Origin of the sequence: Geothrix terrae (assembly GCF_022808775.1) — a bacterium.
GTDB classification, from domain to species: Bacteria; Acidobacteriota; Holophagae; order Holophagales; family Holophagaceae; genus Geothrix; species Geothrix terrae.
In genome coordinates this window covers 36571-62057 of the sequence record NZ_JAKZLA010000003.1, presented here as the reverse complement: position 1 = coordinate 62057, position 25487 = coordinate 36571, and the positions used below count along the sequence as shown (strand labels likewise).

22 protein-coding genes and 1 pseudogene are annotated in these 25487 nt (G+C 68.1%); 19 read left to right on the top strand and 4 right to left on the bottom strand.

Features of this window, described 5'->3' with window-relative positions:
• Positions 1–51 precede the first annotated feature (51 nt).
• Entirely contained in the window at positions 52–1428 is a 1377-nt protein-coding gene (rimO, locus tag MLE42_RS06260) for a 30S ribosomal protein S12 methylthiotransferase RimO (protein WP_243287030.1), read from the bottom strand.
• 101 nt (positions 1429–1529) lie between these two features.
• Between rimO and MLE42_RS06255 the strand changes: the two genes are divergently transcribed.
• From MLE42_RS06255 to MLE42_RS06245, 3 genes are all read left to right on the top strand, one after another.
• Positions 1530–3143: an adenylate/guanylate cyclase domain-containing protein gene (locus tag MLE42_RS06255; RefSeq protein ID WP_243287029.1), complete on the top strand. Its 1614-nt coding sequence runs from the start codon at positions 1530–1532 to the stop codon at positions 3141–3143.
• Between the two features lie 110 nt (positions 3144–3253).
• Positions 3254–3544: a hypothetical protein gene (locus tag MLE42_RS06250; RefSeq protein WP_243287028.1), complete on the top strand. Its 291-nt coding sequence runs from the start codon at positions 3254–3256 to the stop codon at positions 3542–3544.
• Positions 3545–3558: 14 nt separating this feature from the next.
• Positions 3559–3969: a DUF2752 domain-containing protein gene (locus MLE42_RS06245; protein WP_243287027.1), complete on the top strand. Its 411-nt coding sequence runs from the start codon at positions 3559–3561 to the stop codon at positions 3967–3969.
• On the opposite strand, the gene dcd is transcribed toward MLE42_RS06245, so the two are convergent.
• Complete coding sequence (gene dcd, locus MLE42_RS06240; protein ID WP_243287026.1) at positions 3970–4497, bottom strand: dCTP deaminase; 528 nt, start codon at positions 4495–4497, stop codon at positions 3970–3972.
• A 2-nt stretch (positions 4498–4499) separates the two neighbouring features.
• Entirely contained in the window at positions 4500–5480 is a 981-nt protein-coding gene (locus MLE42_RS06235) for an FHA domain-containing protein (RefSeq protein WP_243287025.1), read from the bottom strand.
• 164 nt (positions 5481–5644) lie between these two features.
• Between MLE42_RS06235 and MLE42_RS16365 the strand changes: the two are divergent.
• From MLE42_RS16365 to MLE42_RS06155, 16 genes and pseudogenes are all read left to right on the top strand, one after another.
• A pseudogene (locus MLE42_RS16365) lies at positions 5645–6217 on the top strand (GTP-binding protein); the annotation flags it as partial.
• A gap of 412 nt (positions 6218–6629) precedes the next feature.
• Positions 6630–8102 (top strand): glutamate--tRNA ligase, encoded by a 1473-nt coding sequence (gene gltX / locus MLE42_RS06225; protein ID WP_243287024.1) that lies wholly within the window; start codon positions 6630–6632, stop codon positions 8100–8102.
• On the top strand, positions 8102–8446 hold the full coding sequence (locus MLE42_RS06220; protein ID WP_243287023.1) for a hypothetical protein: 345 nt from the start codon (positions 8102–8104) through the stop codon (positions 8444–8446). The genes gltX and MLE42_RS06220 overlap by 1 nt, the downstream gene beginning before the upstream one ends.
• Before the next feature lie 184 nt (positions 8447–8630).
• Positions 8631–9446 (top strand): pyrroline-5-carboxylate reductase, encoded by an 816-nt coding sequence (gene proC / locus MLE42_RS06215; protein ID WP_243287022.1) that lies wholly within the window; start codon positions 8631–8633, stop codon positions 9444–9446.
• A 59-nt stretch (positions 9447–9505) separates the two neighbouring features.
• A complete protein-coding gene (locus MLE42_RS06210; RefSeq protein ID WP_243287021.1) occupies positions 9506–11215 on the top strand; it encodes a glutamine--tRNA ligase/YqeY domain fusion protein in 1710 nt (569 codons plus the stop codon).
• A gap of 223 nt (positions 11216–11438) precedes the next feature.
• Positions 11439–12500 (top strand): NADH-quinone oxidoreductase subunit NuoH, encoded by a 1062-nt coding sequence (gene nuoH / locus MLE42_RS06205; protein ID WP_243287020.1) that lies wholly within the window; start codon positions 11439–11441, stop codon positions 12498–12500.
• A gap of 10 nt (positions 12501–12510) precedes the next feature.
• Positions 12511–13074 carry a NuoI/complex I 23 kDa subunit family protein gene (locus MLE42_RS06200; RefSeq protein WP_243287019.1) on the top strand — a complete coding sequence of 188 codons (564 nt, stop codon included), beginning with the start codon at positions 12511–12513 and terminating at the stop codon, positions 13072–13074.
• Between the two features lie 10 nt (positions 13075–13084).
• On the top strand, positions 13085–13579 hold the full coding sequence (locus tag MLE42_RS06195) for an NADH-quinone oxidoreductase subunit J (RefSeq protein WP_243287018.1): 495 nt from the start codon (positions 13085–13087) through the stop codon (positions 13577–13579).
• 19 nt (positions 13580–13598) lie between these two features.
• Entirely contained in the window at positions 13599–13919 is a 321-nt protein-coding gene (nuoK, locus tag MLE42_RS06190; RefSeq protein WP_420843083.1) for an NADH-quinone oxidoreductase subunit NuoK, read from the top strand.
• Positions 13920–13926: 7 nt separating this feature from the next.
• Positions 13927–15831, top strand: coding sequence for an NADH-quinone oxidoreductase subunit L (gene nuoL, locus MLE42_RS06185; protein ID WP_243287016.1), 1905 nt, complete (start codon positions 13927–13929; stop codon positions 15829–15831).
• An 8-nt stretch (positions 15832–15839) separates the two neighbouring features.
• Positions 15840–17468, top strand: a complete 1629-nt coding sequence (locus tag MLE42_RS06180) for a complex I subunit 4 family protein (RefSeq protein WP_243287015.1) — start codon at positions 15840–15842, stop codon at positions 17466–17468.
• A complete protein-coding gene (locus MLE42_RS06175; protein ID WP_243287014.1) occupies positions 17465–18964 on the top strand; it encodes an NADH-quinone oxidoreductase subunit N in 1500 nt (499 codons plus the stop codon). The genes MLE42_RS06180 and MLE42_RS06175 overlap by 4 nt, the downstream gene beginning before the upstream one ends.
• Before the next feature lie 113 nt (positions 18965–19077).
• Positions 19078–20574, top strand: coding sequence for an efflux RND transporter periplasmic adaptor subunit (locus MLE42_RS06170; protein WP_243287013.1), 1497 nt, complete (start codon positions 19078–19080; stop codon positions 20572–20574).
• A gap of 12 nt (positions 20575–20586) precedes the next feature.
• Positions 20587–21804 carry an ABC transporter permease gene (locus MLE42_RS06165; protein WP_243287012.1) on the top strand — a complete coding sequence of 406 codons (1218 nt, stop codon included), beginning with the start codon at positions 20587–20589 and terminating at the stop codon, positions 21802–21804.
• A gap of 6 nt (positions 21805–21810) precedes the next feature.
• Positions 21811–23058: an MFS transporter gene (locus tag MLE42_RS06160; RefSeq protein ID WP_243287011.1), complete on the top strand. Its 1248-nt coding sequence runs from the start codon at positions 21811–21813 to the stop codon at positions 23056–23058.
• 118 nt (positions 23059–23176) lie between these two features.
• A complete protein-coding gene (locus MLE42_RS06155) occupies positions 23177–24913 on the top strand; it encodes a nitrate- and nitrite sensing domain-containing protein (protein WP_243287010.1) in 1737 nt (578 codons plus the stop codon).
• A gap of 52 nt (positions 24914–24965) precedes the next feature.
• Here the strand turns inward: MLE42_RS06155 and tpx are convergent, their stop codons facing one another.
• Complete coding sequence (tpx, locus tag MLE42_RS06150) at positions 24966–25463, bottom strand: thiol peroxidase (protein WP_243287009.1); 498 nt, start codon at positions 25461–25463, stop codon at positions 24966–24968.
• Between the last annotated feature and the right edge of the window lie 24 nt (positions 25464–25487).

Genomic DNA, 25487 nt, shown 5'->3' with positions numbered 1-25487 from the left:
AGATCCCCGGAGAACGGTTCTCAAAGTCCTACGAGACCCTCCGGGGTCCGTTTAGGCCCGTTTCGCCCGGAAGGATGCCTCGTAGGCCACCGTGCTCGCCTCGAGGCCGCCCTCCTCCACTTCGCCGATGAGGTCGTAGGCGTGGGCTTTCACGATGCGCACCCTCTGGATGGTGTTCACCTGCGGCATGCCATCCACCAGCAGCACGTTGCCGTCGATGTCCGGAGCCTGGCCCTGGTGGCGGCCCTTGACGATCAGGTCGGTCTCCTCGTGGGCGCCTTCCACGAGCACATCGATCACCTGGCCCACCTTCTCCTGGTTCTTCTCCCGGGCGACCTTCTGCTGCAGCTCCAGGAGGCGCCGCTTGCGGGCCTCCTTGGTGCGCCTCGGGATGGGATCGCCCAGGTCGTGGGCGGTGGTGCCCTCCTCGGGGCTGTAGGTGAAGACGCCCACATGGTCGAAGCGGGCCTCCTTCACGAAGGCCTTCAGTTCCTCGAAGGCCGCCTCATCCTCGCCGGGGAAGCCCACGATGAAGTTCGAGCGGATGGCGATGCCCGGCACGATGCGGCGGACTTTTTCGATCAGTTTCAGGAACTGGGCCCGGCCGCCGCCCCGGGCCATGGCCTTGAGGATGGCGGCGTCGGCGTGCTGCAGGGGCATGTCCAGGTATTTCGCGCAGTTCGGCGTCTCGGCCATGGCCTGCAGCAGGCCGTCCGTGAGCCGGTTGGGATAGGCGTAGTGGATGCGGAACCAGCGCAGGCCCTCCACCTTCCCCAGGGCGCGCACCAGCTTCTCGAGGGCATCGGGATCGCCGAAATCGCGACCGTAGTCCGTGGTGTCCTGTCCCACGAGGCTGATCTCCAGCACGCCCTGGGCCACCAGGTTCCGTGCCTCGGCCACCACGCTCTCGATGCTGCGGCTGCGCTGGGCGCCCCGGAGCTGGGGGATGACGCAGAAGGCGCAGGCGTGGTCGCAGCCCTCGCTGATCTTGAGGTAGGCGCTGGCCTTGGGGGTGGTGAGCATCCGGGGGCTTTGCTCGGTGTAGAGGTAGTCCGGGTTGGGGTCCAGCTCGTAGGCGGCGCCGGCGCCGATGACTTCGGCGATCTGCTCGATGTCCCGGGTGCCCAGGCAGGCGTCGATCTCCGGCATCTCGGTCATGAGCTCGTCCCGGTAGCGCTCCACCAGGCAGCCGGCCACGATGAGCTTCTCGCAGGCGCCCTCTTTCTTCATGGACGCGGCCTGGAGGATGGCCTCCACGCTCTCCTGCTTGGCGGCGTCGATGAAGCCGCAGGTGTTCACCACCAGCACCTGGGCCTCCTCCAGCACCGGGGTGATCTGGTAGCCCTTGAGGCGCAGGTGGCCCAGCATGACCTCGGAATCGACGAGGTTCTTGGGGCAGCCCAGGGACATGAAACCGACTTTGGTCAACGGACCTCCATCCACCATCAGGTGGAACCTCATAGATTATCGCCACCGGCCGATGAAGTCAGCACCTGCATGCTAGACTCACCCTTCCCCCCGGTTTTCGCATGAAGCTCACCCTCCAGGTTGACGGCGCCCTGCATCCCGTGACGCTCACGGAAGAGGGTGTGACCCTGGGCCGGGGCGACCAGGCCACCATCCGCATCCAGGCCAACGCGGTAAGCCGGGTCCACGCCCGGATCTTCCTGAAGGATGGCCAGCCTCACGTCATGGACATGAAGTCCCTGAACGGCACCACGCTCAACGGAGCGGTCCTGGCCGAGCCCGCGCCCCTGCATCCCGGGGACACGGTGCTCCTGGGCGAGGCCGTGGTGCGCTGGATGCCCGAGCCGGTGCCCGGTTCCCCGACGCAGGGACTGAACCTGGTGGGCCGGACCGCCGGCCCGAAGATCTCCCTCGAGGACCGCGCTTTCGATGCCTCCGGCTCAATCCTGGTGCCTCATGCCAGCCTGGAGGCCATGCTGGCCCAGGCCGGCGGGCAGCACCCTGCGGGCGATGCCGTGACCCTGTTCCAGCGCCTCGCCAGCATGGCCGGCACCCTGCTGCGGGCGGCGGGCCTGGCGGAGCTGCTGGAATCCGTGATGGGCCTGGTGACGGCCCAGATCCCCTGCCAGCGGGGCTTCATCCTCCTGGCGGATGCCAATGGCGAGCTGGTGCCTGAGCTGGTCTGGGAGGAGCAGGCGGGTCAGAACGCCAACCCCATCAGCCGCACCATCGCCCGCACGGCCATGAAGGACCGGGTGGCCATCCTCACCACCGATGCCCGCATGGACCCCCGCTTCAGCGCCGGGGAGAGCATCAAGATCCATGGCATCACCTCGGCCCTCTGCGCGCCCCTCATCGTGGAGAACCAGTCGCTGGGGGTGATCTACCTGGAGACCAGCCTCAGCAAGGGCGGCTTCAAGCGGGAGGACGAGCACCTGCTGAGCGCCATGGCCAACTTCGCCGCCGTGGGCATCCAGCGCGAGCGGGAGGCCAAGTTCCGCCAGCGCCTGGAGCGGTACCACAGCCCGGCCGTGGTGGACCAGATCCTCAAGTCCAGCCAGAGCAAGGAGGCTCCAGCCCTCCAGGCCCAGCGCTGCCAGATCAGCGTGCTCTTCGCCGACATCTCGGGCTTCACGCGCATGAGCGAAGGCATGGAACCTCTGGTGCTGGCGGGCATCCTGAACCGCACCTTCGAGGCCATGACGGACCAGATCTTCAGCCGGGGGGGCACCCTCGACAAGTACATCGGCGATGCCATCATGGCCTTCTTCGGCGCGCCCAACCCCGATCCCGGCCATGCCCGCCACGCGGTGGAGGCTGCCGCGGCCATGCAAGAGACCCTGCGGGCCCTGAACGAAGCTCGGCCCGAGGGCTACCCCGAGCTGAAGATGCGGATCGGCATCAACAGCGGCGAGGCCTTCGCGGGCGACATCGGCTGCGAGAAGCGCATGGACTACACGGTCATGGGCAGCACCGTGAACCTGGCCTCCCGCCTGGAGAGCGGTGTGGCCCGACCCGGCCAGATCGTCATCGGGCCCCGGACGGCCGAGCTGGTGGGCCCGGCCCGCCTGCGGCAGCTGGAGGGATCCCTGCTCAAGGGCATCGAGCATGAGGTGCGCCCCTTTGAGGTGCTGTGGGAAGAGGACCGGCCGACGGTGGGAGCGGGAAAAGCCTGAAGTGATTTGATGGACCGGCCCTGGCCAAGTCCCCTGGAATCCCCTTAGACTGGGCCCATCCCCAACCCTTTCCGGGTCAACCCCGGTCCCATCTGCTCCCAGGAGCCCCCATGAACGACTACACGTCCGCCGCGCCGGTGAAGGCCCACCGGGGCACCATGCTGCTGGTGTTCGGCATCCTCGGCCTCCTCTGCTGCATCATCTTCGCCATCCTCGCGTGGGTCATGGGCAGCAGCGATCTCAAGGCCATGGCCGAAGGCAAGATGGATCCCAGCGGCGAAGGCCTCACCAAGGCCGCCAAGATCCTCGGGATCATCGGCTGCGTGCTGGGTATCCTCGGCCTCATCTGGGCGGTGTTCTTCGGCGGCATGGCCGCCCTCGGAGCGATGAGCCACCACTGATCCGAGACTCCCCGGTGCACTTCCACTGGGAACGATCCCCCCGGCTGCCGCGGCCCCCAGGGTGGGCCGCGGCGCTGGTGGGATGCTGGCTCCTGTTGGTGCTGGGAGGCGTGCTGCTGGAGCGGCGGGGTGCCCCTTCCGTCGAGACCTGCCTGTTCCACCGGCTATCCGGACATCCCTGTCCCACCTGCGGCAGCACCCGGGTGGTGCTGGCCTTCACGCACGGGGACTGGGCCGGCGCCTTGCGCCTGAATCCACTGGTGGCCCTCGGCTTGGGCCTGGCGGCCTTGTGGCTGCTGACGCGGCTGGCCACGGGGCGGACGCTGCGCGTGGCGGCATCCCTGCGGGAACGGGGCGTCCTCTTGGCCGTGGGGGTCACCCTGCTGCTGGCCAACTGGATCTGGGTGCTCCAGACCCAGTCCTGATCATTCCTTCACGAAGTCCTTCCACAGCATCGACGGCTGGATGCCGGAGTTGCGCTGGTACTTCCCGGATTCGTAGCTCTCATACTCGCCGCTGACGGTGTGGTAGAAGATCTGGCAGATGCCCACGCCGGCGTAGATGCGCACGGGCTGGATGCAGCTGATCTCCAGGGTCCAGAAGCCGCAGAAGCCGATGTCGCCGAAGCCGGCGGTGACGTGGACGAAGAGGCCCAGGCGCCCCACGCTGCTGCGGCCCTCCAGCATGGGCACCATGCCGTGGGTCTCCGTGTATTCCAGCGTGCGCCCCAGGTAGAGCGTGCCGGGCTGGAGCAGCAGGCCCTCCGCGGGGATCTTCAGGAACTCGATGCCGTTGGGCTTGGCCATGTCGAGCTCGCGCTCGGTGTAGACGGCCAGGTCATCCCCCAGGCGCAGGTTGTAGCTGTTGGGGTTCAACTGCCGGTCGGACCAGGGATCGATGCGGATCTTCCCCTGGTTCCGGGCCTCGAGGATCTGCTTGCCGGTGAGGATCACCGTCAGCGGTCCACTTTCAGCACTTCGGTCTTGGCCAGCATGTCGCTGAGGCTGATCCGCTCGTCGCCCTTCACGGCCAGGACGATCAGGTTGAGCGCGAGGATGTTGCCGATCTGGCGGAGGATGGCGGGGCCGAACTCGATGCGGCCCTGCGGGTTGCCCTCCGGCACCACCCGCAGCTTCATCATCTTCTTGCCGATGCTGGCGCCATATTTCGAGACGCACCAGGGGATGAAGAGCCAGTAGTAGGCGATCTGGGCGAGGACGCTGACGGGCATCAGGACGCACCCGATCACGGGCAGGTGGGACAGGACCATGAAGGCCATGGAGATGAGCACCGCCGGCACGGCGTCGATGAGGACGGCCAGGAGCCGGTTCACCAGGTCGCCGCGTTCGCCCACGGTCACGGCGTCGTCGGGGATGGAGGGCAGGAGGGAGCCGAGGAAGGACTGTTCGGGAGGCCGGGAGGGAGCCGCGGGCCGGGGCGCCGGAGGCGGAGCCACAGGTGGCACCGGAGGGACGAGCTTCCCCGGGGTGGGCATGGGGCCGGTGGAGGGCTGGATGGGCACCGCGGGATCCTCGGCCGGGGCCTTCCCGGCATGGATGGCGGCCAGCTCATCCGCGGACATCCGCACGGTGCCGAGGGGGGGCTTGGCCGCGCTTTCGCGGGCCACCGCCACCGTGGCGCCGACCTCGGACTGGGGATCCTGGAAGGTGAGCTGCACCTGGCCCAGGGTGATGCGATCCCCGTTCCGCAGGGGCGAGGACTGCACCCGGTTGCCGTTCACGAGCACGCCGTTGCTGCTCTGGAGGTCCTGGATCTCATAGCCTCCGCCCATCTTGCGCAGGACGCAGTGATGGCGGCTGATGCTGGGGTCCGGGAGCCGCAGGGTGTTGTCCAGCTCGCGTCCCATGTGGACTTCCTCGTCCACGATCTCGAATTCGCGGGTACCCGCGCTTTCGTGCACCAGCAGCTTGGCCATGGAAACCCTCGGGGAAGGTGGGATGGCGGGAAGTTTAGCGCATCCCTCCGCCATCGTGGCGGCTCATTGGGGGTGGAAGCCCCATATCGGTTCTTTCTTGACGGGTTTGGGTGGAGCGGCCAATCTTCCCAGAAGATCACGCGAATGAATCGCGAGGGTGCAGCATGGTGCTTTTCAACGCGGCCACGAAGGAGTTGACGGCGAAGATCGTCTACTACGGGCCTGGCCTCTGCGGGAAGACGACCAACCTCCAGCACATCTACGACACGCTGCCCGGCGAGGGGCGCGGCAAGATGCTGTCGCTGGCCACCCAGACGGACCGCACCCTCTTCTTCGACTTCCTGCCCATCGACCTCGGGACCATCCGGGGCATGAAGACCCGCGTCCAGCTCTACACCGTGCCCGGCCAGGTCTTCTACGACGCTACCCGCAAGCTGGTGCTCCGCGGCGCCGATGCGGTGGTGTTCGTGGCGGATTCCCAGGCCCCGGCCCTGGAAAGCAACAAGGAGAGCTTCCAGAACCTCATCGCCAACCTCAAGGAGCAGGGCACCGACCTGTCGAAGATCCCCCACGTCATCCAGTGGAACAAGCGGGACACGCCGAACGCGCTGCCCATCGGCACCCTGGACAAGGAGATCAACCTCTTCAGCGTGCCCACCTTCGAGGCCTGCGCCATGCGGGGCGAGGGGGTCAAGGAGACGCTCTCGGGCGTGGCCCGGCTGGTGCTGAAGAGCCTCGCCGAGAAGTACGGCGGCGGCGTGGTCGAGGAGCCCCAGACTGTCCTGACGGGAGGAGCGCCGCCACCACCACCACCTCCCCCGACCCCCGCCATGGATTCCAAGCCCCTGGAGGTGGAGGAGCTGTCCGCGGGCGAGCTGCTGGAAGAGATCGACGAATTCCCCGTGGACTCCGCCTTCTCGCCGGCCCATGCCCCCGCTCCCACGCACATGCCCCACCGCAGCGTCGTGGAGGTGCCCATCGTGTTGGACCGCAGCCTCTTCAGCGGCGATTCCCCGGTGGAGATCAAGCTGAAGTTGTATATTAAATAAGCTGTCGGCTATCAGCTCTCAGCTTTCAGTCGGGCGCCGATGGCGCCCGCTGTTTTGTCTGATAGCTGACCGCCGATAGCTGATAGCCCGGAGCCCTTCCATGTCCCGCCAGGTCGTCACCCGCTTCGCTCCGTCCCCCACCGGCATGCTCCACATCGGGGGGGTCCGCACGGCGCTGTTCTGCTGGCTCTACGCCCGCCGGCACGGAGGCCGCTTCATCCTGCGCATCGAGGACACGGACCTCTCCCGCAGCACCGACGACAACATCCGCATCATCGAGGAAGGCATGGCCTGGTGCGGCCTGGACTGGGACGAGGGGCCGATCGTGGGCGATCCCGGCCAGTGGAAGGGACCCCACGGCCCCTACCGCCAGATGCAGCGCATGGACATGTACAAGGCCAAGATCCAGGAGCTCCTGGACAAGGGCCTGGCCTACCGCTGCCGCTGTTCGAAGGAGGCCCTGGACGAGCGCCGCAAGGCCGTGGAGGCCGCCGGCAAGGTCTTCCAGTACAACCGCGGGCTGGACGCGGGGAAGGGCTGCGCCGACGCGAACCACGACGCCAGCGAGTCCGCGGCCATCCGCTTCCGCATGCCCGTGGATGGCGACATCGTCGTGCCCGACCTCATCAAGGGCGAGACCCGCTTCCCCGCCGAGAGCCTGGACGACTGGATCATCGCCCGCACGGGCGACGGGCCCGGCGAGATCGGCGTTCCCACCTACAACTTCTGCGTGGTGGTGGACGACACCCACATGGAGGTCACCCACGTCATCCGCGGCGACGACCACCTGAACAACACGCCCAAGCAGATCCCGCTGTTTGCCGCCTTCGGCTACGACCTGCCGGCCTTCGCCCACGTGCCCATGATCCTGGGGGCGGATGGCGCCAAGCTCAGCAAGCGCCACGGCGCCACCAGCATCACGGAGTACCAGGCCATGGGCCTGCTGCCCTCCGCGGTGCGTCTCGCCCTGGCCCGGCTGTCCTGGACGCCCAAGATCGACGGCAGGGCCGTGGAGAGCGCCGAGGAGGAGCTGCTCACGGACGAGCAGATGATCCAGCTCTTCGACCTGGCGGATTGCCAGAAGAGCGCAGCCCGCTTCGACATGGACAAGCTGCAGTGGCTGAACCAGAAGCTCATCCAGAGGGCCACTTGGCAGGAGCTGGAGCCGCATCTCAGACCCTTCGTGCCTGAGAGCTGGGAGCAGAAACCCGAGGCATGGCGCGCCCAGGCCATCCAGGCCACCCAGAAGGGCAAGTCGCTCACGGACATGGCCGAGGCCCTGCGCTTCGCCTTCGAGCGGCCCGCCGCCTTCGACGAGAAGGCCGTGGAGAAGTTCATGACCGCGGCCGTCAAGCCCGCGCTGCGGGAGGTCGCGGCGCTCACGGACTACAGCCACGAGGGCCTGGAGGCCGGCTTCAACGCCATCCTGGAGCGCCACGGCCTGAAGACCAAGGACCTGGCCCAGGCCCTCCGCGTGGCCCTCTGCGGGAAGCCGGTCAGCCCGGGCATCTTCGACACCCTCATGCTGGTGGGCCGGGAGGAAGTGGCCGCGCGGCTGGCGAAGTGGCTCTGATGGACCTCCAGGAGTTCACCCACATCACCCTGGCCGTGCTGGAGGACCAGGGCGCCGAGGCCTACGCCCCCACCATCATCGCGGGCGACGCGGTGCAGGTGATCCAGGGCATTCCCGAGGGCATGGACCAGCGGGAGGCCATCCAGGAGACGATCCTGCGCCTGGGTCTGGAGCAGGCGGACTTCTTCTTCGGCGTCCGCTCGGGGCCCGGCGAGATCACCACGGGCTTCCACACGCCGGTCGGCACACAGTTCCAGCTCATCTCCGAGATGCGGCAGGGCTTCGTGGTCTCAGACCTGGGCGCCTGCCCCTGGTGGACCCTGGATCAGGGCCGGGACCAGTAGCGGTTTCCGCCCGCCGGGAGGTCCGGAAGGGTTATAGTGATCCGCATGATCCTCATTCCGGCCATCCACCCGCGCCCTAGCACCTTGCGTGCGGGGGGGAGTCGCATGATCGGCTGACCTGGATCCAGGTCCCGCCATCCACCCCCGCCCCCTCGGCGGGGGTTTTTCGTTCCAAGGAGCGCGCATGAGCCGCCATCCCCGTCTCGCCATCCTCGGTTTCGGCACCATGGGCCAGGCCATCAGCGCCGGCCTGGTGGAGGCGTCCGGCTATCCCGCCAGCCGCATCCACGCGGCCACGCGGCACCCGGGCGCGGCCCGGGCCCGGGCCGAGGCCCTGGGCATCGCGCTCTCGAGCGATGCGGACGAGGCTGTCCGCCATGCGGAGCTGGTGCTGCTCTGCGTGAAGCCGAAGGAGCTGAAGGGCCTGCTGGCGGGTCTGTCCGCGTCGGGGGCTCTGGACCACCACCCCCTGGTGGTCTCCATCGCGGCGGGCACGACCCTGGACTTCCTGGCGGCCCACACGCCCGCAGGCACGCCCCTGGTGCGGGCCATGCCCAACACGCCCTGCTCCATCCGCCGGGGCATGACGGTGCTGGCGGCGGGGCAGGGGGTCACCGAGGCCCAGCTGGCCCAGGCCCGGGCCCTCTTCGAGCCCCTGGGCCGGGTCATGGACCTGGACGAGCGCCACATGGACGCCGTCACGGGCCTCAGCGCCAGCGGCCCGGCCTTCATGTTCGTCATCCTGGAGGCCCTGGCCGAAGGCGGCGTCCAGTGCGGCCTGCCGCGGGCCGTGGCCGTGGAGCTGGCGGCCCAGATGACCCTGGGGGCCGCCGCCATGGTGCTGGAGACGGGCCGCCACCCCGCCGCCCTCAAGGACGACGTCACCACCCCCGCCGGCTGCACCATCGCCGGCCTCCTGGCCCTGGAGGATGGCCGCATCCGCTCCGTCGTGGCCCGCGGCATCGAGCGCGCCACCCAGGTGGCGGCGGGACTGGGATGACCATTACCGGGGAGGGCCGGCCAGCGGGTATCTTTGAGGTTTGCATCCTGTGAGCCCCGATGTCCGCTGACCTGTCGTCCCCAGAACCCAAGAGCCTCCACTTCATCGAGGAGATCGTGGAGGCGGACCGCGCCTCGGGGAAGCACGGCGGGCGGGTGCTCACGCGGTTCCCGCCGGAGCCCAACGGCTACCTGCACATCGGCCACGCCAAGAGCATCTGCCTGAACTTCGGCCTGGCCAAGGCCTACGGCGGCGCGACGAACCTGCGCTTCGACGACACCAACCCGGTGAAGGAGGACGTGGAGTACGTGGATTCCATCCGGGACGATGTGCGCTGGCTCGGCTTCGAGTGGAAGGGCGAGCACTACGCGTCGGACTACTTCCCCTTCCTCTACGACTACGCGGAATACCTGATCGAGCAGGGCAGGGCCTATGTCTGTGATCTCACGGAGATGGAGATCCGCGAGTACCGGGGCAACTTCCACACCCCCGGCCGCCCCAGCCCGTACCGGGACCGCACCCCTGGGGAGAACCTGGACCTCTTCCGCCGCATGAAGGCGGGCGAGTTCCCCGACGGCTCGAAGGTCCTGCGCGCCAAGATCGACATGGCGAGCGGGAACATGAACCTGCGGGATCCGCTCATGTACCGCATCCGGAGAGCCCACCACCACCGCACGGGCGACGCCTGGTGCATCTACCCCATGTACGACTACGCCCACGGCGTGTCGGACGCCATCGAGACCATCACCCACTCCATCTGCACATTGGAATTCGAGGACCACCGGCCCCTCTACGAGTGGTTCCTCGAGCAGGACGTGGAGGGCAGGTTCTTCCAGCGCCCCCTGCCGCGCCAGATCGAGTTCGCCCGCCTGAACCTCACCTACACGGTGATGAGCAAGCGGCGCCTGCTCCAGCTGGTGCAGGATGGCATCGTGCGCGGCTGGGACGATCCCCGCATGCCCACCATCTGCGGCCTGCGCCGCCGGGGCTACACCCCCGAGGCCGTGCGTGCCTTCGCGGAGAAGGTGGGCGTGGCCAAGCGCGACATGGTGGCCGACGTGGGCCTACTCGAGTTCTGCATCCGCGAGGACCTGGAGAAGCGGGCCCCCCGCCGCATGGCTGTGCTGCGCCCCCTCAAGGTGGTCCTCACCAACATGGCCGAGGCCGATGCCTTCGAGGTGGAGGTGCCCAGCCACCCGGACGATCCCGCCATGGGCACCCGGAAGCTGCCCTTCACGCGGGAGCTCTTCATCGACCAGGACGACTTCCGTGAGGAGGCCCCCAAGAAGTGGTTCCGCCTGGCGCCGGGCGCCGAGGTGCGCCTGCGCGGGGCCTGCCTCATGACCTGCCGCGAGGTGGTCAAGGATGCCGCCGGGAACGTGGTGGAGCTGCGCTGCGAGTGGGATCCCGCCAGCAAGGGCGGCAACGCCCCGGACGGCCGCAAGGTGAAGGGCACCCTCCACTGGGTGAGCGCCGCCCATGCCGTGGAGGCGGAGGTGCGGCTCTACGAGGCACTCTTCACTCAGGAAGATCCCATGGATGTGGCCGAGGGCCAGGACTGGAAAACCCTCCTGAACCCTGGAAGCCTCGAGGTCCTGGCCTCTGCCCGGCTGGAGCCCAGCCTGGCGGAAGCCCGTCCCGGCGAGCGCTTCCAGTTCGAGCGGACCGGCTACTTCGCCGTGGACCCGGACAGCACCCCCGGAAAGCCCGTGTTCAACCGGACCGTGGGGCTGAAGGACAGCTGGAGCAAGATCGAAGCAAAGGGCTGAGAAATCGCGGGCTTCGCCCACGATTTCTCTTGAGCGCGGCCATGCCGCGCGAGATGCCTTGGCTTTTTCCAGGGGGGGGCAAAGCGCGAGCTTTGGCCCGAGGCTGTGACCCAGGTCGCATCGGCTCCCCCGGAGTTCTTTCCCTCCGTGTCGGGAACCTCACGGCTCTGATAGGCTCGATGGGTTGGGCCTCCCCGCGGGTGGCCCTGCCGGGAAGCCGCCCATGGACAAGCTCGCAAGCCTGCTGCACACCACGCCTGCCATCGCTTGGATGGTGGCGAAACTCGTCATCGTCTTCGGTGGCGTCTTCTCGCTGGCGGCCCTCTGGACCTGGGTGGAGCGCCGCGGCGCCGCCATGATCCAGGACCGCATCGGGCCCAACCGCGCGGCCCTCTTCGGCAAGATCAAGATCATCGGCCTGGCCCAGCCCCTGGCGGACGGCATCAAGTTCTTCTTCAAGGAGGACCTGGTCCCCCACGACGCCAACAAGGGCCTGTTCTGGCTGGCGCCCTTCCTGGCCCTGGTGCCGGCCCTCATGGGCTTCGCCGTCATCCCCTTCGGGCGCAGCTTCGTGAGCGGCGGCCATGAATACCACATGGCGCTGCTGGATCCCGGCAACGGCATGGGCCTGCTCTACCCCCTGGCCATCGGGGGCATGGCGGTCTACGGCGTGCTGGTGGCCGCCTGGTCCAGCAACAACAAGTGGGCGATCCTCGGCGGCATGCGCTCGTCGGCCACCATGGTGAGCTACGAGATCGGCATGAGTCTGGCCGTGGTCACCATCTTCATGACGGCGGGCGGCTACGATCCCTCCGAGGTGATCAAGGCGCAGGGGCATCTTCCCTGGGCCTGGAACATCGTCCGCCAGCCCCTCGGCTTCATCGTGTTCTTCACGTGCATGTTCGCCGAGACGAACCGCCTCCCCTTCGACTTCGCCGAGGGCGAGAGCGAGATCGTGGCGGGCTTCAACACCGAATACGGCAGCATGAAGTTCAGCCTGCTGGCCCTCTCCGAGTACTGCCATCTGATGACGGCGTCGGCGCTCATCGCCACGCTGTATTTCGGCGGCTGGCAGGTGCCCTTCATGCAGAACCCTCCGGTGATGCTCTCGGTGGCCAGCTTCCTGGTGAAGATGCTCTTCTTCGCCTGGGTCTTCGTGTGGATCCGGTGGACGCTGCCGCGGTTCCGTTATGACCAGCTCATGCATCTCGGATGGAAGGCGATGCTGCCGATGTCCATGGTCAACCTGGTCTTCCACGCCTGGCGCATGAGCCAGGGCCACTGAGGAGTAGGCGATGGGTGTCGTCGTCAAGAAGGTCGAGCTGAGCTGGCTGGACCGCACCTATGTCTGGCCGGTGATGAAGGGCATGGGCATCACGCTCAGGCACTTCTTCAGGCAGCTCTTCACGCCCACCGCCAAGCGTTACACGATCCAGTACCCGGACATGAAGAAGGAGATGCCCGAGGGCTACCGCGGCCTCCACGAGCTGAAGCGCTTCGAGGACGGGGCCATCAAGTGCGTGGCCTGCTTCATGTGCCAGGAGGCCTGCCCCGCCCGCTGCATCAGCATCGAGGCCGAGGAGTTCAGCGACCTCAACATCACCCAGGGCTTCGAGGAGAAGCGCCCGGCCAAGTTCAGCATCGACATGCTGCGGTGCATCTACTGCGGCATGTGCGAAGAGGCCTGCCCCAAGGACGCCATCTGGCTCCGCAAGGACTACGAAGTGGCCGCCTACGACCGGCTCGCCATGCAGTACGGCAAGTGGGATCTGATGAACACCTACGCCAAGGCCGACGGCAAGGAGCTCATCTCCGAGGATCCCACCCCCTCCGTGCCGCGCCGCACGATCGCGATGTAAGGGAGCGGCCATGTTCATCACCTTTGCCCTCATCACCCTCCTGGGCGCCCTGGGGATGCTACTGCAGAAGAACGTCGTCGTGGCGGGCCTCTGCATGGTGGCCGCCTTCTTCGGCGTGGCCGGGCTCTTCGTGCTGCTGGCCAACCCGGTCGCCGCCGCGCTCCAGATCATCGTCTACACTGGCGCGATCATGGTGCTGGTGCTCTTCGTGATCATGATGCTGAGCAGCCACCAGGAAGAGGCGGCCGCCGTCTCCCACCCCGTCCAGCGCTGGCTGTCCGTGGCCCTGCTCGCGGTGCTGGCCTTCGGCGCAGTGAAGCTGGTGTTCGCCTCCCCCGGGGTGAAGGCCCTGGCGGTGAAGGGGGCGGCGATGCCCCAGGCCATGACCCTGCAGACGGTGGGCACCAACCTCTTTGCCGACCACCTGCTGGGCTTCGAGGTGGCCGGCCTCGTGCTGTTGGCCGCGATGATCGGCGCCGTGGCGCTGACCAAACGGAACCTGTGAGGAGCCAGTGATGACCGGCATGGATGCGATCCTCCACGGCGGCCTCCAGGGGTACCTGGTGGTGGCCCTTCTGCTCTTCTTCCTGGGGCTGGCGACGGTGCTGCTGCGCCGGACGCTCCTCCTCCAGTTCATGGGCGTGGAGCTGATGCTCAACGCCGCCAACGTGGTCCTGCTGGCCTTCGCCCGCTTCCGCGGAGGGGACGCCCAGGCCATGGTCTTCTACCTCTTCATCATCGCCGTCGCCGCCTGCGAGGCGGCCGTCGGCCTGGCGCTGATCATCGGCCTCTACCGCCACCGGGACACCACAGACTCGGACCGCGCCGCCAGCCTGAAGCAGTGAGGATGCGATGAACAAGTATTATTGGCTCATTCCGATCCTCCCCCTGCTGGGCGCGGCCTTCAACGGCATGCTGGGCAAGCGCGCGGGCAAGGGCTCCGTCACCGCAGTGGGCGTGGGCGTGGTGCTCGCCTCGTTGCTGCTGGCCTTCTCCGCCTTCTTCGCCATGAAGGCCCTGCCGGACCATCGGCTGGTGCTGAACTACGGTGAGTGGATGCTGACCGGATCCATGGCCGTCCCCTTCGGCCTGGTGATCGATCCGCTCAGCGGCACCATGATGCTGATCGTCGCCGGCGTGGGTTTCCTCATCCACCTCTACTCCGTGGGCTACATGCATGCGGAGGAGGGCTACGCCCGGTTCTTCAGCTACCTGAACCTCTTCGTGTTCTTCATGCTGACCCTGATCCTGGGCTCGAGCCTGCCCCTGATGTTCGTGGGCTGGGAAGGTGTGGGCCTCTGCTCCTATCTGCTCATCGGCTACTACTTCGAGACGGACTTCGCGCCCCAGGCGGGCCTCAAGGCCTTCCTCTTCAACCGCGTGGGCGATCTGGGCGTGTCCATCGGCATGCTGGTCCTCTTCGCCGCCTTCGGCACCCTGACCATTTCCGACATCCTCACCCAGGCGGGCCATCTGGCCCCCGAGGCGAGCTTCGGCATCCTCACCTTCGCCACGCTGATGCTCTTCGTGGGGGCCACGGGCAAGAGCGCCCAGATCCCCCTCTACCTCTGGCTGCCGGACGCCATGGCGGGCCCGACACCCGTCAGCGCCCTCATCCACGCGGCCACCATGGTGACCAGCGGCATCTACATGATCTGCCGCCTGGCTCCTCTCTACACGCTGACGCCCATCAGCCTGGACGTGGTGGCATGGGTGGGCGCGGCCACGGCCCTCTTCGCCGCCACCATCGGCCTCTTCCAGCGCGACATCAAGAAGGTGCTGGCCTATTCCACCGTCTCGCAGCTGGGCTACATGTTCCTGGGCCTGGGCGCGGCGGGCTTCGCGGCGGGCTTCTTCCATGTCTTCACCCACGCCTGGTTCAAGGCCCTCCTCTTCCTCGGCGCCGGCAGCGCGATCACCGCGATGCACCACGAGCAGGACCTCTTCAAGATGGGCGGCCTGAAGAACAAGACGAAGATCACCTTCATCACCATGGTGGCCGGCACCGTCGCCATCATGGGCTTCCCCGGCACCTCCGGCTTCTTCAGCAAGGACGAGATCCTCTACCTGGCCTACCTGAAGTCCCCGGCCCTGTGGGCGGTGGGCGTCGTCGCGGCCTGCTGCACCAGCTTCTACATGTGGCGCCTCATGGCCCTGGCCTTCTGGGGCGAACCCCGCGACCACCACGCCTACGAGCACGCCCACGAGAGCCCGCTCTCCATGACGGTGCCGCTCATGGTGCTGGCGGTGGGCTCGCTGTTCTGGGGCTTCTGGGGCGTGCCCGAGGCCTTCGGCGGCCACTTCGCCATCGGCGAGTGGCTGAAGCCGGCCCTGACCTACGGGCAGACCCACGCCGCCCACGGCCATCACGAGGGCCCGGCGGTGCTGCTGGCCGCGATCTCCACGACCCTGGGCCTGGTCTTCGGCTTCCTGGGCTGGTCGAAGTACAAGAACGGCCCGGCCTGGGAGCTGGCCTTCGCAGAGAAGTTCCCCACGGTCCACCGGGTGCTGGTGAACAAGTACTACGTGGATGAGGGTGTGGAGCTCTACCTGCTCCGGCCCATCCGCTGGTTCGGCAACCTCATGTGGAAGCTCTTCGACGTCATCATCATCGACGGCGTGGGCGTGAACCTGCCGGGTGCGCTGGCCCGGGTCTCCGGGGATTTCACGGCGCTCTTCCAGACGGGCCGGGTGCGGAACTACGCGCTCAGCATGGCGCTGGGGGCCGCGATCCTCCTCTATGTCTTCCTGAAGTAGGTGGGGCGATGACCTGGCTGAACCTCCATCCCCTCACCTTCCTGGTCTTCGCGCCGACCGTCCTGGGCTTCCTCCTCATGGCCCTGCCGCACGCGCTGGGCAAGCTGGCGCGCCTGCTGGGCTTCCTGGGCGCCCTGGCCATCTTCGTCCTGAGCCTCGCCTGGCTGCTGGGCCACGCGCCTGCCGCGGGCGGCACGGTCATGGCCGAGCGCACCCCCTGGTTCACGCTGGTGGGCCTGCCCGTGGACTACGCGCTGGCGGTGGACGGCCTGAACCTGTGGCTGGTCCTCCTCACGACCTTCCTCGTGCCCCTCACCATGCTGGGCACCTGGAACAGCCTCAAGGACCGCCTCGGCACCTTCGCGGCCCTGTTCCTCCTCCTGGAGACCGGCATGCTGGGCGCCCTGGTGGCCCAGGACCTGTTCGTGTTCTACCTGTTCTGGGAAGCCATGCTGATCCCGATGTACTTCATGATCGGGGTCTGGGGCGGCGATGAGCGCCGCTACGCCGCCAACAAGTTCTTCCTCTACACGCTGAGCGGATCGCTCCTGTGGCTGGTGGCGCTGCTCTACCTGGCCAACAAGGCCGGCGGCTTCAATCCCGCCGTGATGGCCCAGGCGGCCTCCGCGCTGCCCTTCGGCGTCCAGGGCTGGCTGTTCATCGCCTTCGCCGTGGCCTTCGCCATCAAGGTGCCGCTCTTCCCGCTGCACACCTGGCTTCCGGACGCCCACGTGCAGGCGCCCACGGCGGGCTCCGTCATCCTCGCCGGCGTGCTGCTGAAGCTGGGCGGATACGGCTTCATCCGCTTCGCCATCCCCATGTTCCCCCAGGCGGCGATGCACTACGCCAAGCCCATCGCCCTGCTGAGCGTCATCGCCATCGTCTACGGGGCCCTGGTGGCCATGGTCCAGCGCGACATCAAGAAGCTGGTGGCCTACTCCTCCGTGAGCCACATGGGCTTCGTGATGCTGGGGCTGGCCTCCATGACCGTCATCGGCACCCAGGGCGCCATGCTCCAGATGCTGAACCACGGCATCAGCACGGGCGCGCTCTTCCTCCTGGTGGGCATGCTCTACGACCGGGCCCACACCCGCATGATCGCCGACTTCGGCGGCGTCGCCGTGAAGATGCCCATCTTCACCACCTTCTTCATGATCGTGACGCTCAGCTCCATCGGCCTGCCCCTCACCAACGGGTTCGTGGGCGAGTTCTGGATCCTCAACGGCACCTTCCTCTCCGGCTTCCAGTGGGGCCGCCTCTACGCGTGCCTCGCCACGTCCGGCGTGGTGCTCGGCGCGGTCTACATGCTCTGGATGTTCATGCGGGTCTTCTGGGGCCCTGAGAACAAGGACGAGGATAGCGGCACCCACCACCTGCACAGCGACCTCAACGCCCGGGAGATCGCCGTGATGCTGCCCGTCGTCGTGCTCATCGTCTGGATGGGTGTCCACCCGAAGACCTTCGTGGCCGCCAGCGAGACGCCCGTGACCGCCCTCCTCCAGGAGGTGAAGGCCCCGGCGCCCCGGACCTTCATCCTGACCCCCGCCGTGCATGAGGCTTCCGAGGCCCATGAGGCTGTCGGCGCCGCCGGCGCCCACGCCCCCGAAGCTCCCACCGCCCACGAGGTGCACCAATGAGCCTCACCCCCAGCCAGTGGGCGGCCCTGCTGCCGCTGCTCATCCCGGCCTTCGGCGCCTGCCTGGTCATCCTGATGTCCATCGACAAGGACCAGGCCACCACCAAGTGGATCCGGGGCGCCATGTACGGCACGGCCCTCCTCGCCGTGGGCGCCAGCTTCTGGTACCTGACCGATCTCTGGAGGACCGGCAGCCAGCCGGCCTTCTTCCAGCTCCACATGGATCGCCTGGCCCAGTTCACGGGCATCTTCGTGGCCGTGGCCGCGGCCCTCACCATCCTGCAGAGCTGGGACCACTTCCACCAGGAAGGCTGGGTGAAGGGAGAGACCCTCGCCCTGCTGCTCTTCGCCGTGGTGGGCATGGTGCTCTTCGCCTCCACCACCCACTTCGTGGTGCTCTTCCTGGGGCTGGAGCTGTTCAGCATCCCCCTCTATGCCCTGGTGGGCACCGTGCGGGCCCGTTCCGAGAGCGCCGAAGGCGGCATGAAGTACTTCCTGACCGGAGCCGTGGCCTCCAGCTGCTTCCTCATGGGCGGGGTGCTCACCTACGGCCTGAGCGGGACCTTCGACCTGGCCGCCGCGGCCTCCATCCTCACGGTCCAGGGACTCACCTTCGATCCCCTGGTGCTGGTGGGCGCCGCCCTGATGCTGCTGGGCTTCCTCTTCAAGGTCTCCGCCGTCCCCTTCCACCAGTGGACGCCGGACGCCTACGAGGCCTCGCCCCATCCCATCGCCGGCTTCATGTCCGTGGCCACCAAGGGCGTGGCCTTCATCGCCCTTCTGCGCGTCTTCCCCGGAAGTTTCGGCTCCCTGGGCCCCGTGGGGGCGAAGATGCAGGCGGTGCTCGCGGTGCTGGCCGTCGCCACGCTGGTGCTCGGCAACCTCACGGCCCTGGTGCAGTCCAACGTGAAGCGGATGCTGGCCTATTCCAGCATCAGCCACGCGGGCTACCTCATGCTGGGCTTCGTGGCCGGAACCCCGGCCGCCTACACGGGCGTGCTGTTCTACCTGGTCATCTACCTGGCCATGAACATGGGCGCCTTCGGCCTCCTGACCGCCTTCGGCCTGGTGGGCGAGCAGACCACCTTCGAGGACCTGCGGGGCCTGGGCTGGAAGCGTCCGGCCATGGGCTTCTCGGCCGCCGTCTTCATGCTGAGCCTGGCGGGCATTCCGCCCCTGGGCGGCTTCTACGGCAAGTACATGATCTTCCGCGAGCTGGTGGGCACGGGCCATGTGGGCCTGGCCATCCTCGGCGTCATCGCGAGCCTGGTGTCCGCCTATTACTACCTGCGGTTCCTGGTGGCCCTCTTCCTCCAGGCCCCCAGCGCCGAGGCCGAGCGTCTGGCCTCGGATCGCCCGGCGGTCCGCGCCCCCCTGGCGGGCGCCGCCGTGCTGGTGTCCGCGGCCATCGTCCTGGCGGGCGGCTTCATCCAGTACGCCCTGGCGGACGGGTTCGCGAAGCGGGCCATCACGGAAGGCCTGGGGCTGCTCCGCTAGATTTCCAGTTTTCCGGCTTCAACCGGGAACCTTCCCTGGTGGTCCATACATCGTTATGCGAAGGTACAGGGCTGGGCCCCTGTTCGGACCCTTGAGAAGCGGAGCGCGGCGTCATGAAACGGAACACCTGGATCGGCCTCGGCATCGGCGTCGTGGTGGTGGCGGGGGGGGCGACCTACCTGCTCACCCGTCCCAAGGAAGAGATCAAGTGGCGCTCAGCCAAGGTGGACCGCGGCAACATCACCCAGCGCATCAATGCCACCGGCGCGGTGAGCCCCGTGGTGCAGGTGGCCGTGGGCACCCAGGTGTCCGGCGTGATCTCGGCCCTCTACGTGGATTACAACAGCATCGTGAAGAAGGGGCAGCTCATCGCCCAGATCGACCCGACCGTCTGGGACACCCAGCTCCAGGATGCCCAGGCCAGCCTGCTCCGCGCCCAGGCCGCCTACGATTTCGCCAAGGCCGACTATGACCGCAGCAAGCGCCTGGCCATGGACAAGCTCCTGGCGGACCAGGATCTCGACACCAAGGAGACGGCCCTCAAGAACGCCCGCGGTAACCTGGAGTCCGCCCAGGCTTCCCTGGCCCGGGCCAAGGCCAACCGTGGCTACTGTGACATCACGGCCCCGGTGGACGGCGTGGTGATCTCCCGGCTGGCCGACGTGGGCCAGACCGTGGCGGCCAGCTTCAGCACGCCGAACCTGTTCCAGATCGCCCAGGATCTGTCGAAGATGAAGGTCCAGGTGTCCATCGGCGAGTCGGACATCGACGAGGTGCAGGTGGGCCAGCGGGCCATGTTCACCGTGGACAGCCTGCCGGACAAGCAGTTCGCGGCCACGGTGAGCCTGGTGCGGCAGGAGCCCATCACCACCAGCAACGTGGTGAACTACGTGGTGGAGATGGTGGTGCCCAACGAGCCTCTCTCCGGGCCCGGTGGTGAACCCGCCACCTCTGGCGCACCGGCGGGCGGCGCGCGGGATCCCGAAAAGGCCTGGGAACGCATGAAGGAGCGCATGGAGGCGCAGGGCGTCACCAAGGAGCAGTTCCTCAAGCGGTTCAAGGATCGCCAAGCCGCGAGCGCCACCCAGACGGCCCGCCCGACGATGAAGCCCAGCGCGGTCCCGGCGGACCGCATGGCCCTCGCCCGGACTCCCGGCGGCGCCAGCCTGCTGGGCGGCCCCAAGTTCACGGGCGACCTGGCCCTCCGGTCCGGCATGACGGCCAATGTCACCATCATCACCAACCAGAAGCGGGATGTGCTGCGGGTGCCGAACGCGGCCCTCCGCTTCAATCCCGCCGCCTTCCTCAAGGAGGAGAAGAAGACCGAGGGGCCGCGGCTGGGCGGGCCCATGATGATGGGGCCGCCGCGCTCCGGCGCCCAGAGCACGTCGGGCAGCAAGGGCGGCGTGGTGGCCAGGCGCGAGGACCGGGTCTGGGTGCTGGAGGCCGGGAAGCCCAAGGCGCTGGTCGTGAAGGCCGGCATCTCGGATGGCCAGTTCACGGAGATCACGGGGGAAGGCCTGCAGGAGGGGATGATGATCCTCACCGGTGTGGAGAACACCAAGCCGACCAACGGCGCCTCCGGCGGAATGAACGGCGGACGGCGGTAGCCGGAGGGGTCCATGCGATTCCTGGAATTCCTCAAACTCGCCCTTTTCGCCATCACGCGGAACAAGATGCGGGCCTTCCTCACCATGCTCGGCATCATCGTGGGCGTGGGGGCCGTCATCGCCATGATCGGCATCGGCGAGGGCTCCAAGCGGGCCTCCATCGCCCTCATCCAGAACATGGGCTCCAACATGCTCACCATCTTCCCCGGGGCCGGCGGCAACCGCTTCGGCCCCATGGCCATGGGCAGCGCCGACATCCTCCTGGAGAGCGATCCCCCGCTGATCCAGCAGGAGCTCGCCCAGAGCAGCGTGGTGGCCGCCACGGCCCAGGTCCAGACCACCCGGCCCATCATCTACCAGAACAGCAACTACGTGACCCAGGTGCAGGGCACCGGCCCCGAGTTCCTGCAGATCCGGGGCTGGGAGGTGGAGAGCGGCCGCTTCTTCACCGACACCGAGGTTCGCGGCATGGCCAAGGTCTGCGTCATCGGCCAGACCGTGAAGGACAACCTCTTCCCCAACGGGGAGGATCCCGTGGGCCTCACCATCCGCGTGGGGGCGCTGCCCTTCCAGGTGGTGGGCGTGCTGGAGAAGAAGGGCGCGGGCATGTTCGGCGACCAGGACGACCTCATCGTGGCGCCCTACACCACGGTCATGCGCAAGATCATGGGCCGCGACAAGATCCAGCGCATCATGGTGAGCGCCCAGGAGGGCAAGGCCGAGCTGGCCGAGGCGGAGGTCACCGCGCTGCTGCGCCAGCGCATGAAGGTCGCCCCCAAGGACGACAACCCCTTCCAGATCCGCAAGCAGGACGACATCGTGCAAATGCAGACCCAGCAGGCGGGCATCCTCACGGCGCTGCTCGCCGTGGCCGCCAGCATCTCCCTGGTGGTGGGCGGCATCGGCATCTCCAACATCATGCTGGTGAGCGTCACGGAGCGCACCCGGGAGATCGGCATCCGCCGGGCCCTGGGGGCGACGCAGCACAGCATCCTCTGGCAGTTCCTCATCGAGGCCATCGTGCTGTCCGTGCTGGGAGGTCTCATCGGCATCGCCTTCGCCTACAGCGCCGTGTTCGTCCTCCAGAAGTTCGCCGTGCCCGCCGTGACCGAATCCTGGGCCGTGGCCCTGGGCCTGGGCTTCTCAGGCCTGGTGGGCGTGGCGGCGGGGTTCCTGCCGGCGGTGAAGGCCGCCAAGCTGGATGTGATCGACGCCCTGAGGTACGAGTGATCCGGCGTGTCTGACGCAGCGGCGACGCACGACCCCTATGCCGCCCTGAGGGACGGGAACTACCGCTGGTTCATCGCGACCATGGGGCTCGTCACGCTCGGCCTGCAGATGCAGGGCGTGGTGGTGGGCTGGCAGGTCTATGACCGCACCGGCGACCCCCTGGCCCTGGGCCTGGTGGGCCTCTCCGAGGCGCTGCCCTTCCTGGCCACGGCCTTGTTCGGCGGCCACGCGGCGGACCGGGCGAACCGCCTGCGCCTCTGCATGGCCGCCACCCTGGGCCTCGCGCTTTGTTCGGGCCTGCTGTGGACCTTCACCTGGCGCTGCTCCACCGGCCCGCTGGCCCGTGCCGTCTGGCCCATCTACGCCGTCATCTTCCTCACGGGCCTGGTGCGGGCCTTCTACCGCCCTGCCAATGTGGCCCTGGGCACGGATCTGCTCCCCAAGGCGCTCTACGCGAACGGCTCCACCTGGCGGGTGTCCGTCTTCCACACGGGCATGGTGGTGGGTCCCGCGCTGGGCGGGCTCGTCTACGCCTGGCGGGGCCCGGCTCTGGCCCACTTCCTGGTGATGCTGCTCCTGGCCTGCGGCACGCTGGGCCTGCTCTTCATCCGCTACGCACCCAGGCCGGTGGCGCCGCGGGTGGGCTCGGTGCTGGCGAGCCTGGGCGAGGGCCTGCGCTTCGTGTTCTCCCAGCGGCTGCTGCTGGGGGCCATCAGCCTCGATCTCTTCGCGGTGCTCTTCGGGGGGGCCGTGGCGGTGCTGCCCGTGTTCGCCAAGGAGGTCCTGAAGGTGGGCCCCCAGGGGCTCGGCGCCCTGCGTGCGGCGCCGGCCGCGGGCTCGGTGCTCATGGGGATCACCCTGGCCCACCTGCCGCCCCTGCGGCGGGCCGGGCGCACATTGCTGCTCTGCGTGGCGGGTTTCGGTGCGGCCATGATCGCCTTCGCCCTGAGCCGGAGCTTCGCGCTCAGTCTGCTGCTGCTGGCCGCCAGCGGGGCCGTAGACAACGTCAGCGTGGTGCTGCGGGCCACCCTGCTCCAGACCCTCACGCCCGAGCACATGCTGGGCCGGGTGTCCTCGGTGAACCAGGTGTTCATCGGCTCCAGCAACGAGATCGGCGCCTTCGAGAGCGGCCTGGCGGCGCGGCTGCTGGGTCTGGTGCCTTCCGTGATCTTCGGCGGCTGCATGACCCTGCTGGTGGTGGCGACCACCGCCTGGAAGGTGCCCGGGCTCCGCCGGATGGACCGCATCGGCTGAAGGCTTGAAGAAACCGGCCCTGGCGGTGATCTTGATCAAATAACTACCCGATGGTCCCCTGAATCGAAGCAAAGCTTCCACACTGGTGGGATCTGCCGCGACCGGCCCCGGGTGACCCATGATCTTCGACCTCCTCCACGTCCGCATCCGCATCAAGCTGCTCGGCCTGGTGCTCCTTCCGGTGGTGGGCGGCGCCCTGCTGTCGGGGCTGGTGGTGGCCAACCAGACCCGGCTGCTGGAGCGGATGCAGCGGCTGCGGGCGGCTTCGAGCCTCTCGGTGGAGGTGGGCAACCTGGTCCATGCCCTCCAGGCGGAATCCTCGGGGACGGCCCTCTTCCTCGGCAGTGAAGGCGTCCTCCAGGCTCCCATGTCGCGCGGCCGGGATGCGGTGGATCGGGAGCGGGCGGCCCTCGACGGCATCCTCTCCGGGACCGAGCCGGAGCTCAAAGCCCTGTTCCCGGCCCAGATCCGGGATGGGGCCCGCATCAGGGATCTCCGGCGCCGCACGGATCTGCGCGGCGCCAGCCTGGAGATGATCGACGGCTACACCCGCGAGGTGGACGCGCTGCTCCGGGTCCAGAACCAGCTCATGCTGCCGGCTGCCGGAACGCCGCTGGAGAGCCGCTTCCAGGCCTTCGGAACCCTGATCCGGGCCAAGGAATCCGCGGGCCTCGAAGGCGCTCTCCTCTCCAACGTCTTCTCCCACGGCACCATGGACGTGGCCACCCAGGAGCGCTTCCTGGCGCTGCTGGACGCCCAGAAGGCCCAGGGTGAGGCCTTCCTCTCCGCGGCTCCGGAAGCGGCCCGCGAGGACTACCGGAAGGCCCTGGCGGGGCCCTTCGCCCCCGAGCTCCAGCGCATGCGCGACCTGGTCCAGGCCGGGCGGGTGATCGAGGATCCGGAGACCTGGGCCAAGGCGGCTTCGGAGGAACTGCAGGCCCTCAAGGGGGTCCAGGACCGGATGAGCAGGGACATCCTGGCCGATGCCCAGGGGCTGGAGCGGGGCGCCCGCACCAAGAGCTGGCTGCTGGCGGCGGGGTTCAGCCTCTTCGGCCTGGTGGTGCTGCTCTGGACCTGGCGCGCCACGGTGCTGCTCACCGAGCCCATCCACGCCCTGGCGGACGGCATGGCCCGCATGACGAACGGCGATCTGCGCGTCCAGCTGCCGGTGCGCAGCCACGACGAGACGGGCCGGATGACCGAGGCCTTCAACGCCATGAGCGCCCACCTCCGGGAGCTGGCGCGGACGCTCCAGGCCCATGCCTTCCGCGTGTCCACCGGCGCCACGGGGCTTTCCGCCAGCGCGGAGCAGGTCTCCGCCGCCACCCAGCAGCTCGCGAACAGTAGCCGGGTCCAGCGCCAGGCTTCCGAGGACGTGGCCTATGCCGTCGCCCAGCTCCAGACCTCGGTCCTCCAGGTGCGGGCGAGTCTGGACGCCATGGTGGACGATGGGCAGGCCGCCGGCCTGGAAGTGAAGGGCGCCTGCGGGCGCGCCCAGACCTTGGTGGACCTCCTGCACGGGCTGAAGGCGCGCTCGGACGCCTCGCTCCACCCGATGATCAGCGAAGGCGAAGGCCAGGCGGCGGCCATCCTGCAGGTGCTGATGCGCGTGAAGGAGACCCTGGGGGCCGTCGAGGCGGTGGCGGCCGAGATCCATCAGGCGGCGGAGGAGCAGTCCAAGGTCAGCGGCGAGGTGAGCCGGCGGATGCAGGCCAGCCAGGCCTCCGCGGGCGAAGTCCAGCTCGCCGCCGCCCAGCTGGCGAACACCGCGCCGGAACTGGCCATCACCACCCGAGACCTGGCCGGCGTGGCCCAGTCCCTCAAGGCCACCGCCGCCGCCTTCCAGGTGGAATAGAAGAGCGGCCCCGAAGGGCCGCTCGCCAACAACTGAAGACTGAAGCCTGAGCCTACAGCACCGCCAGCGCGGCGTTGTAGTCGGGCTCCTGCGCGATCTCGGGCACCAGCTCGGTGTGGATCACCTTGCCGGAGCCGTCCACCACCACCACCGCGCGGGCGAGCAGACCCTTCATGGGCCCGTCCGTCAGGGTCACGCCGTAGGCCTTGCCGAAGTCGGGGGCGCGGAAGACGGAGGCGGGCACCACGTTGTCCAGGCCCTCGGCGCCGCAGAAGCGCTTCTGCGCGAAGGGCAGGTCCGCGCTCACGCAGAGGATGGTCGTGTTGGGCTTCTCGTTGGCGCGGGCGTTGAACTTGCGCACGCTGGCCGCGCAGGTGGGCGTGTCCAGGCTGGGGAAGACGTTCAGCACCACGCGCTGGCCGGCCAGATCCTTGTTGGAGACCTCGGAGAGGTCCGTGCGCACCAGGGTGAAGGCCGGAGCCGCCGAACCCACCTTCGGCAGATCGCCGGCGGTGTTGAATGGATTGCCTTTGAGGGTGACCTTGGCCATGAGAACTCCTCCTAGAGGACTTCC

Bases quoted from the DNA above. Each gene is read 5' to 3' on its own strand.
- nuoL (WP_243287016.1), top strand. From the start codon at position 13,927: ATGAACAAGTATTATTGGCTCATTCCGATCCTCCCCCTGCTGGGCGCG.
- MLE42_RS06210 (WP_243287021.1), top strand. From the start codon at position 9,506: ATGTCCGCTGACCTGTCGTCCCCAGAACCCAAGAGCCTCCACTTCATC.
- MLE42_RS06250 (WP_243287028.1), top strand. From the start codon at position 3,254: ATGAACGACTACACGTCCGCCGCGCCGGTGAAGGCCCACCGGGGCACC.
- MLE42_RS06195 (WP_243287018.1), top strand. From the start codon at position 13,085: ATGTTCATCACCTTTGCCCTCATCACCCTCCTGGGCGCCCTGGGGATG.
- MLE42_RS06200 (WP_243287019.1), top strand. From the start codon at position 12,511: ATGGGTGTCGTCGTCAAGAAGGTCGAGCTGAGCTGGCTGGACCGCACC.
- MLE42_RS06155 (WP_243287010.1), top strand. From the start codon at position 23,177: ATGATCTTCGACCTCCTCCACGTCCGCATCCGCATCAAGCTGCTCGGC.
- proC (WP_243287022.1), top strand. From the start codon at position 8,631: ATGAGCCGCCATCCCCGTCTCGCCATCCTCGGTTTCGGCACCATGGGC.
- MLE42_RS06170 (WP_243287013.1), top strand. From the start codon at position 19,078: ATGAAACGGAACACCTGGATCGGCCTCGGCATCGGCGTCGTGGTGGTG.
- nuoH (WP_243287020.1), top strand. From the start codon at position 11,439: ATGGACAAGCTCGCAAGCCTGCTGCACACCACGCCTGCCATCGCTTGG.
- nuoK (WP_420843083.1), top strand. From the start codon at position 13,599: ATGGATGCGATCCTCCACGGCGGCCTCCAGGGGTACCTGGTGGTGGCC.
- MLE42_RS06165 (WP_243287012.1), top strand. From the start codon at position 20,587: ATGCGATTCCTGGAATTCCTCAAACTCGCCCTTTTCGCCATCACGCGG.
- gltX (WP_243287024.1), top strand. From the start codon at position 6,630: ATGTCCCGCCAGGTCGTCACCCGCTTCGCTCCGTCCCCCACCGGCATG.
- MLE42_RS06255 (WP_243287029.1), top strand. From the start codon at position 1,530: ATGAAGCTCACCCTCCAGGTTGACGGCGCCCTGCATCCCGTGACGCTC.
- MLE42_RS06180 (WP_243287015.1), top strand. From the start codon at position 15,840: ATGACCTGGCTGAACCTCCATCCCCTCACCTTCCTGGTCTTCGCGCCG.
- tpx (WP_243287009.1), bottom strand. From the start codon at position 25,463: ATGGCCAAGGTCACCCTCAAAGGCAATCCATTCAACACCGCCGGCGAT.
- MLE42_RS06175 (WP_243287014.1), top strand. From the start codon at position 17,465: ATGAGCCTCACCCCCAGCCAGTGGGCGGCCCTGCTGCCGCTGCTCATC.
- MLE42_RS06220 (WP_243287023.1), top strand. From the start codon at position 8,102: ATGGACCTCCAGGAGTTCACCCACATCACCCTGGCCGTGCTGGAGGAC.
- MLE42_RS06235 (WP_243287025.1), bottom strand. From the start codon at position 5,480: ATGGCCAAGCTGCTGGTGCACGAAAGCGCGGGTACCCGCGAATTCGAG.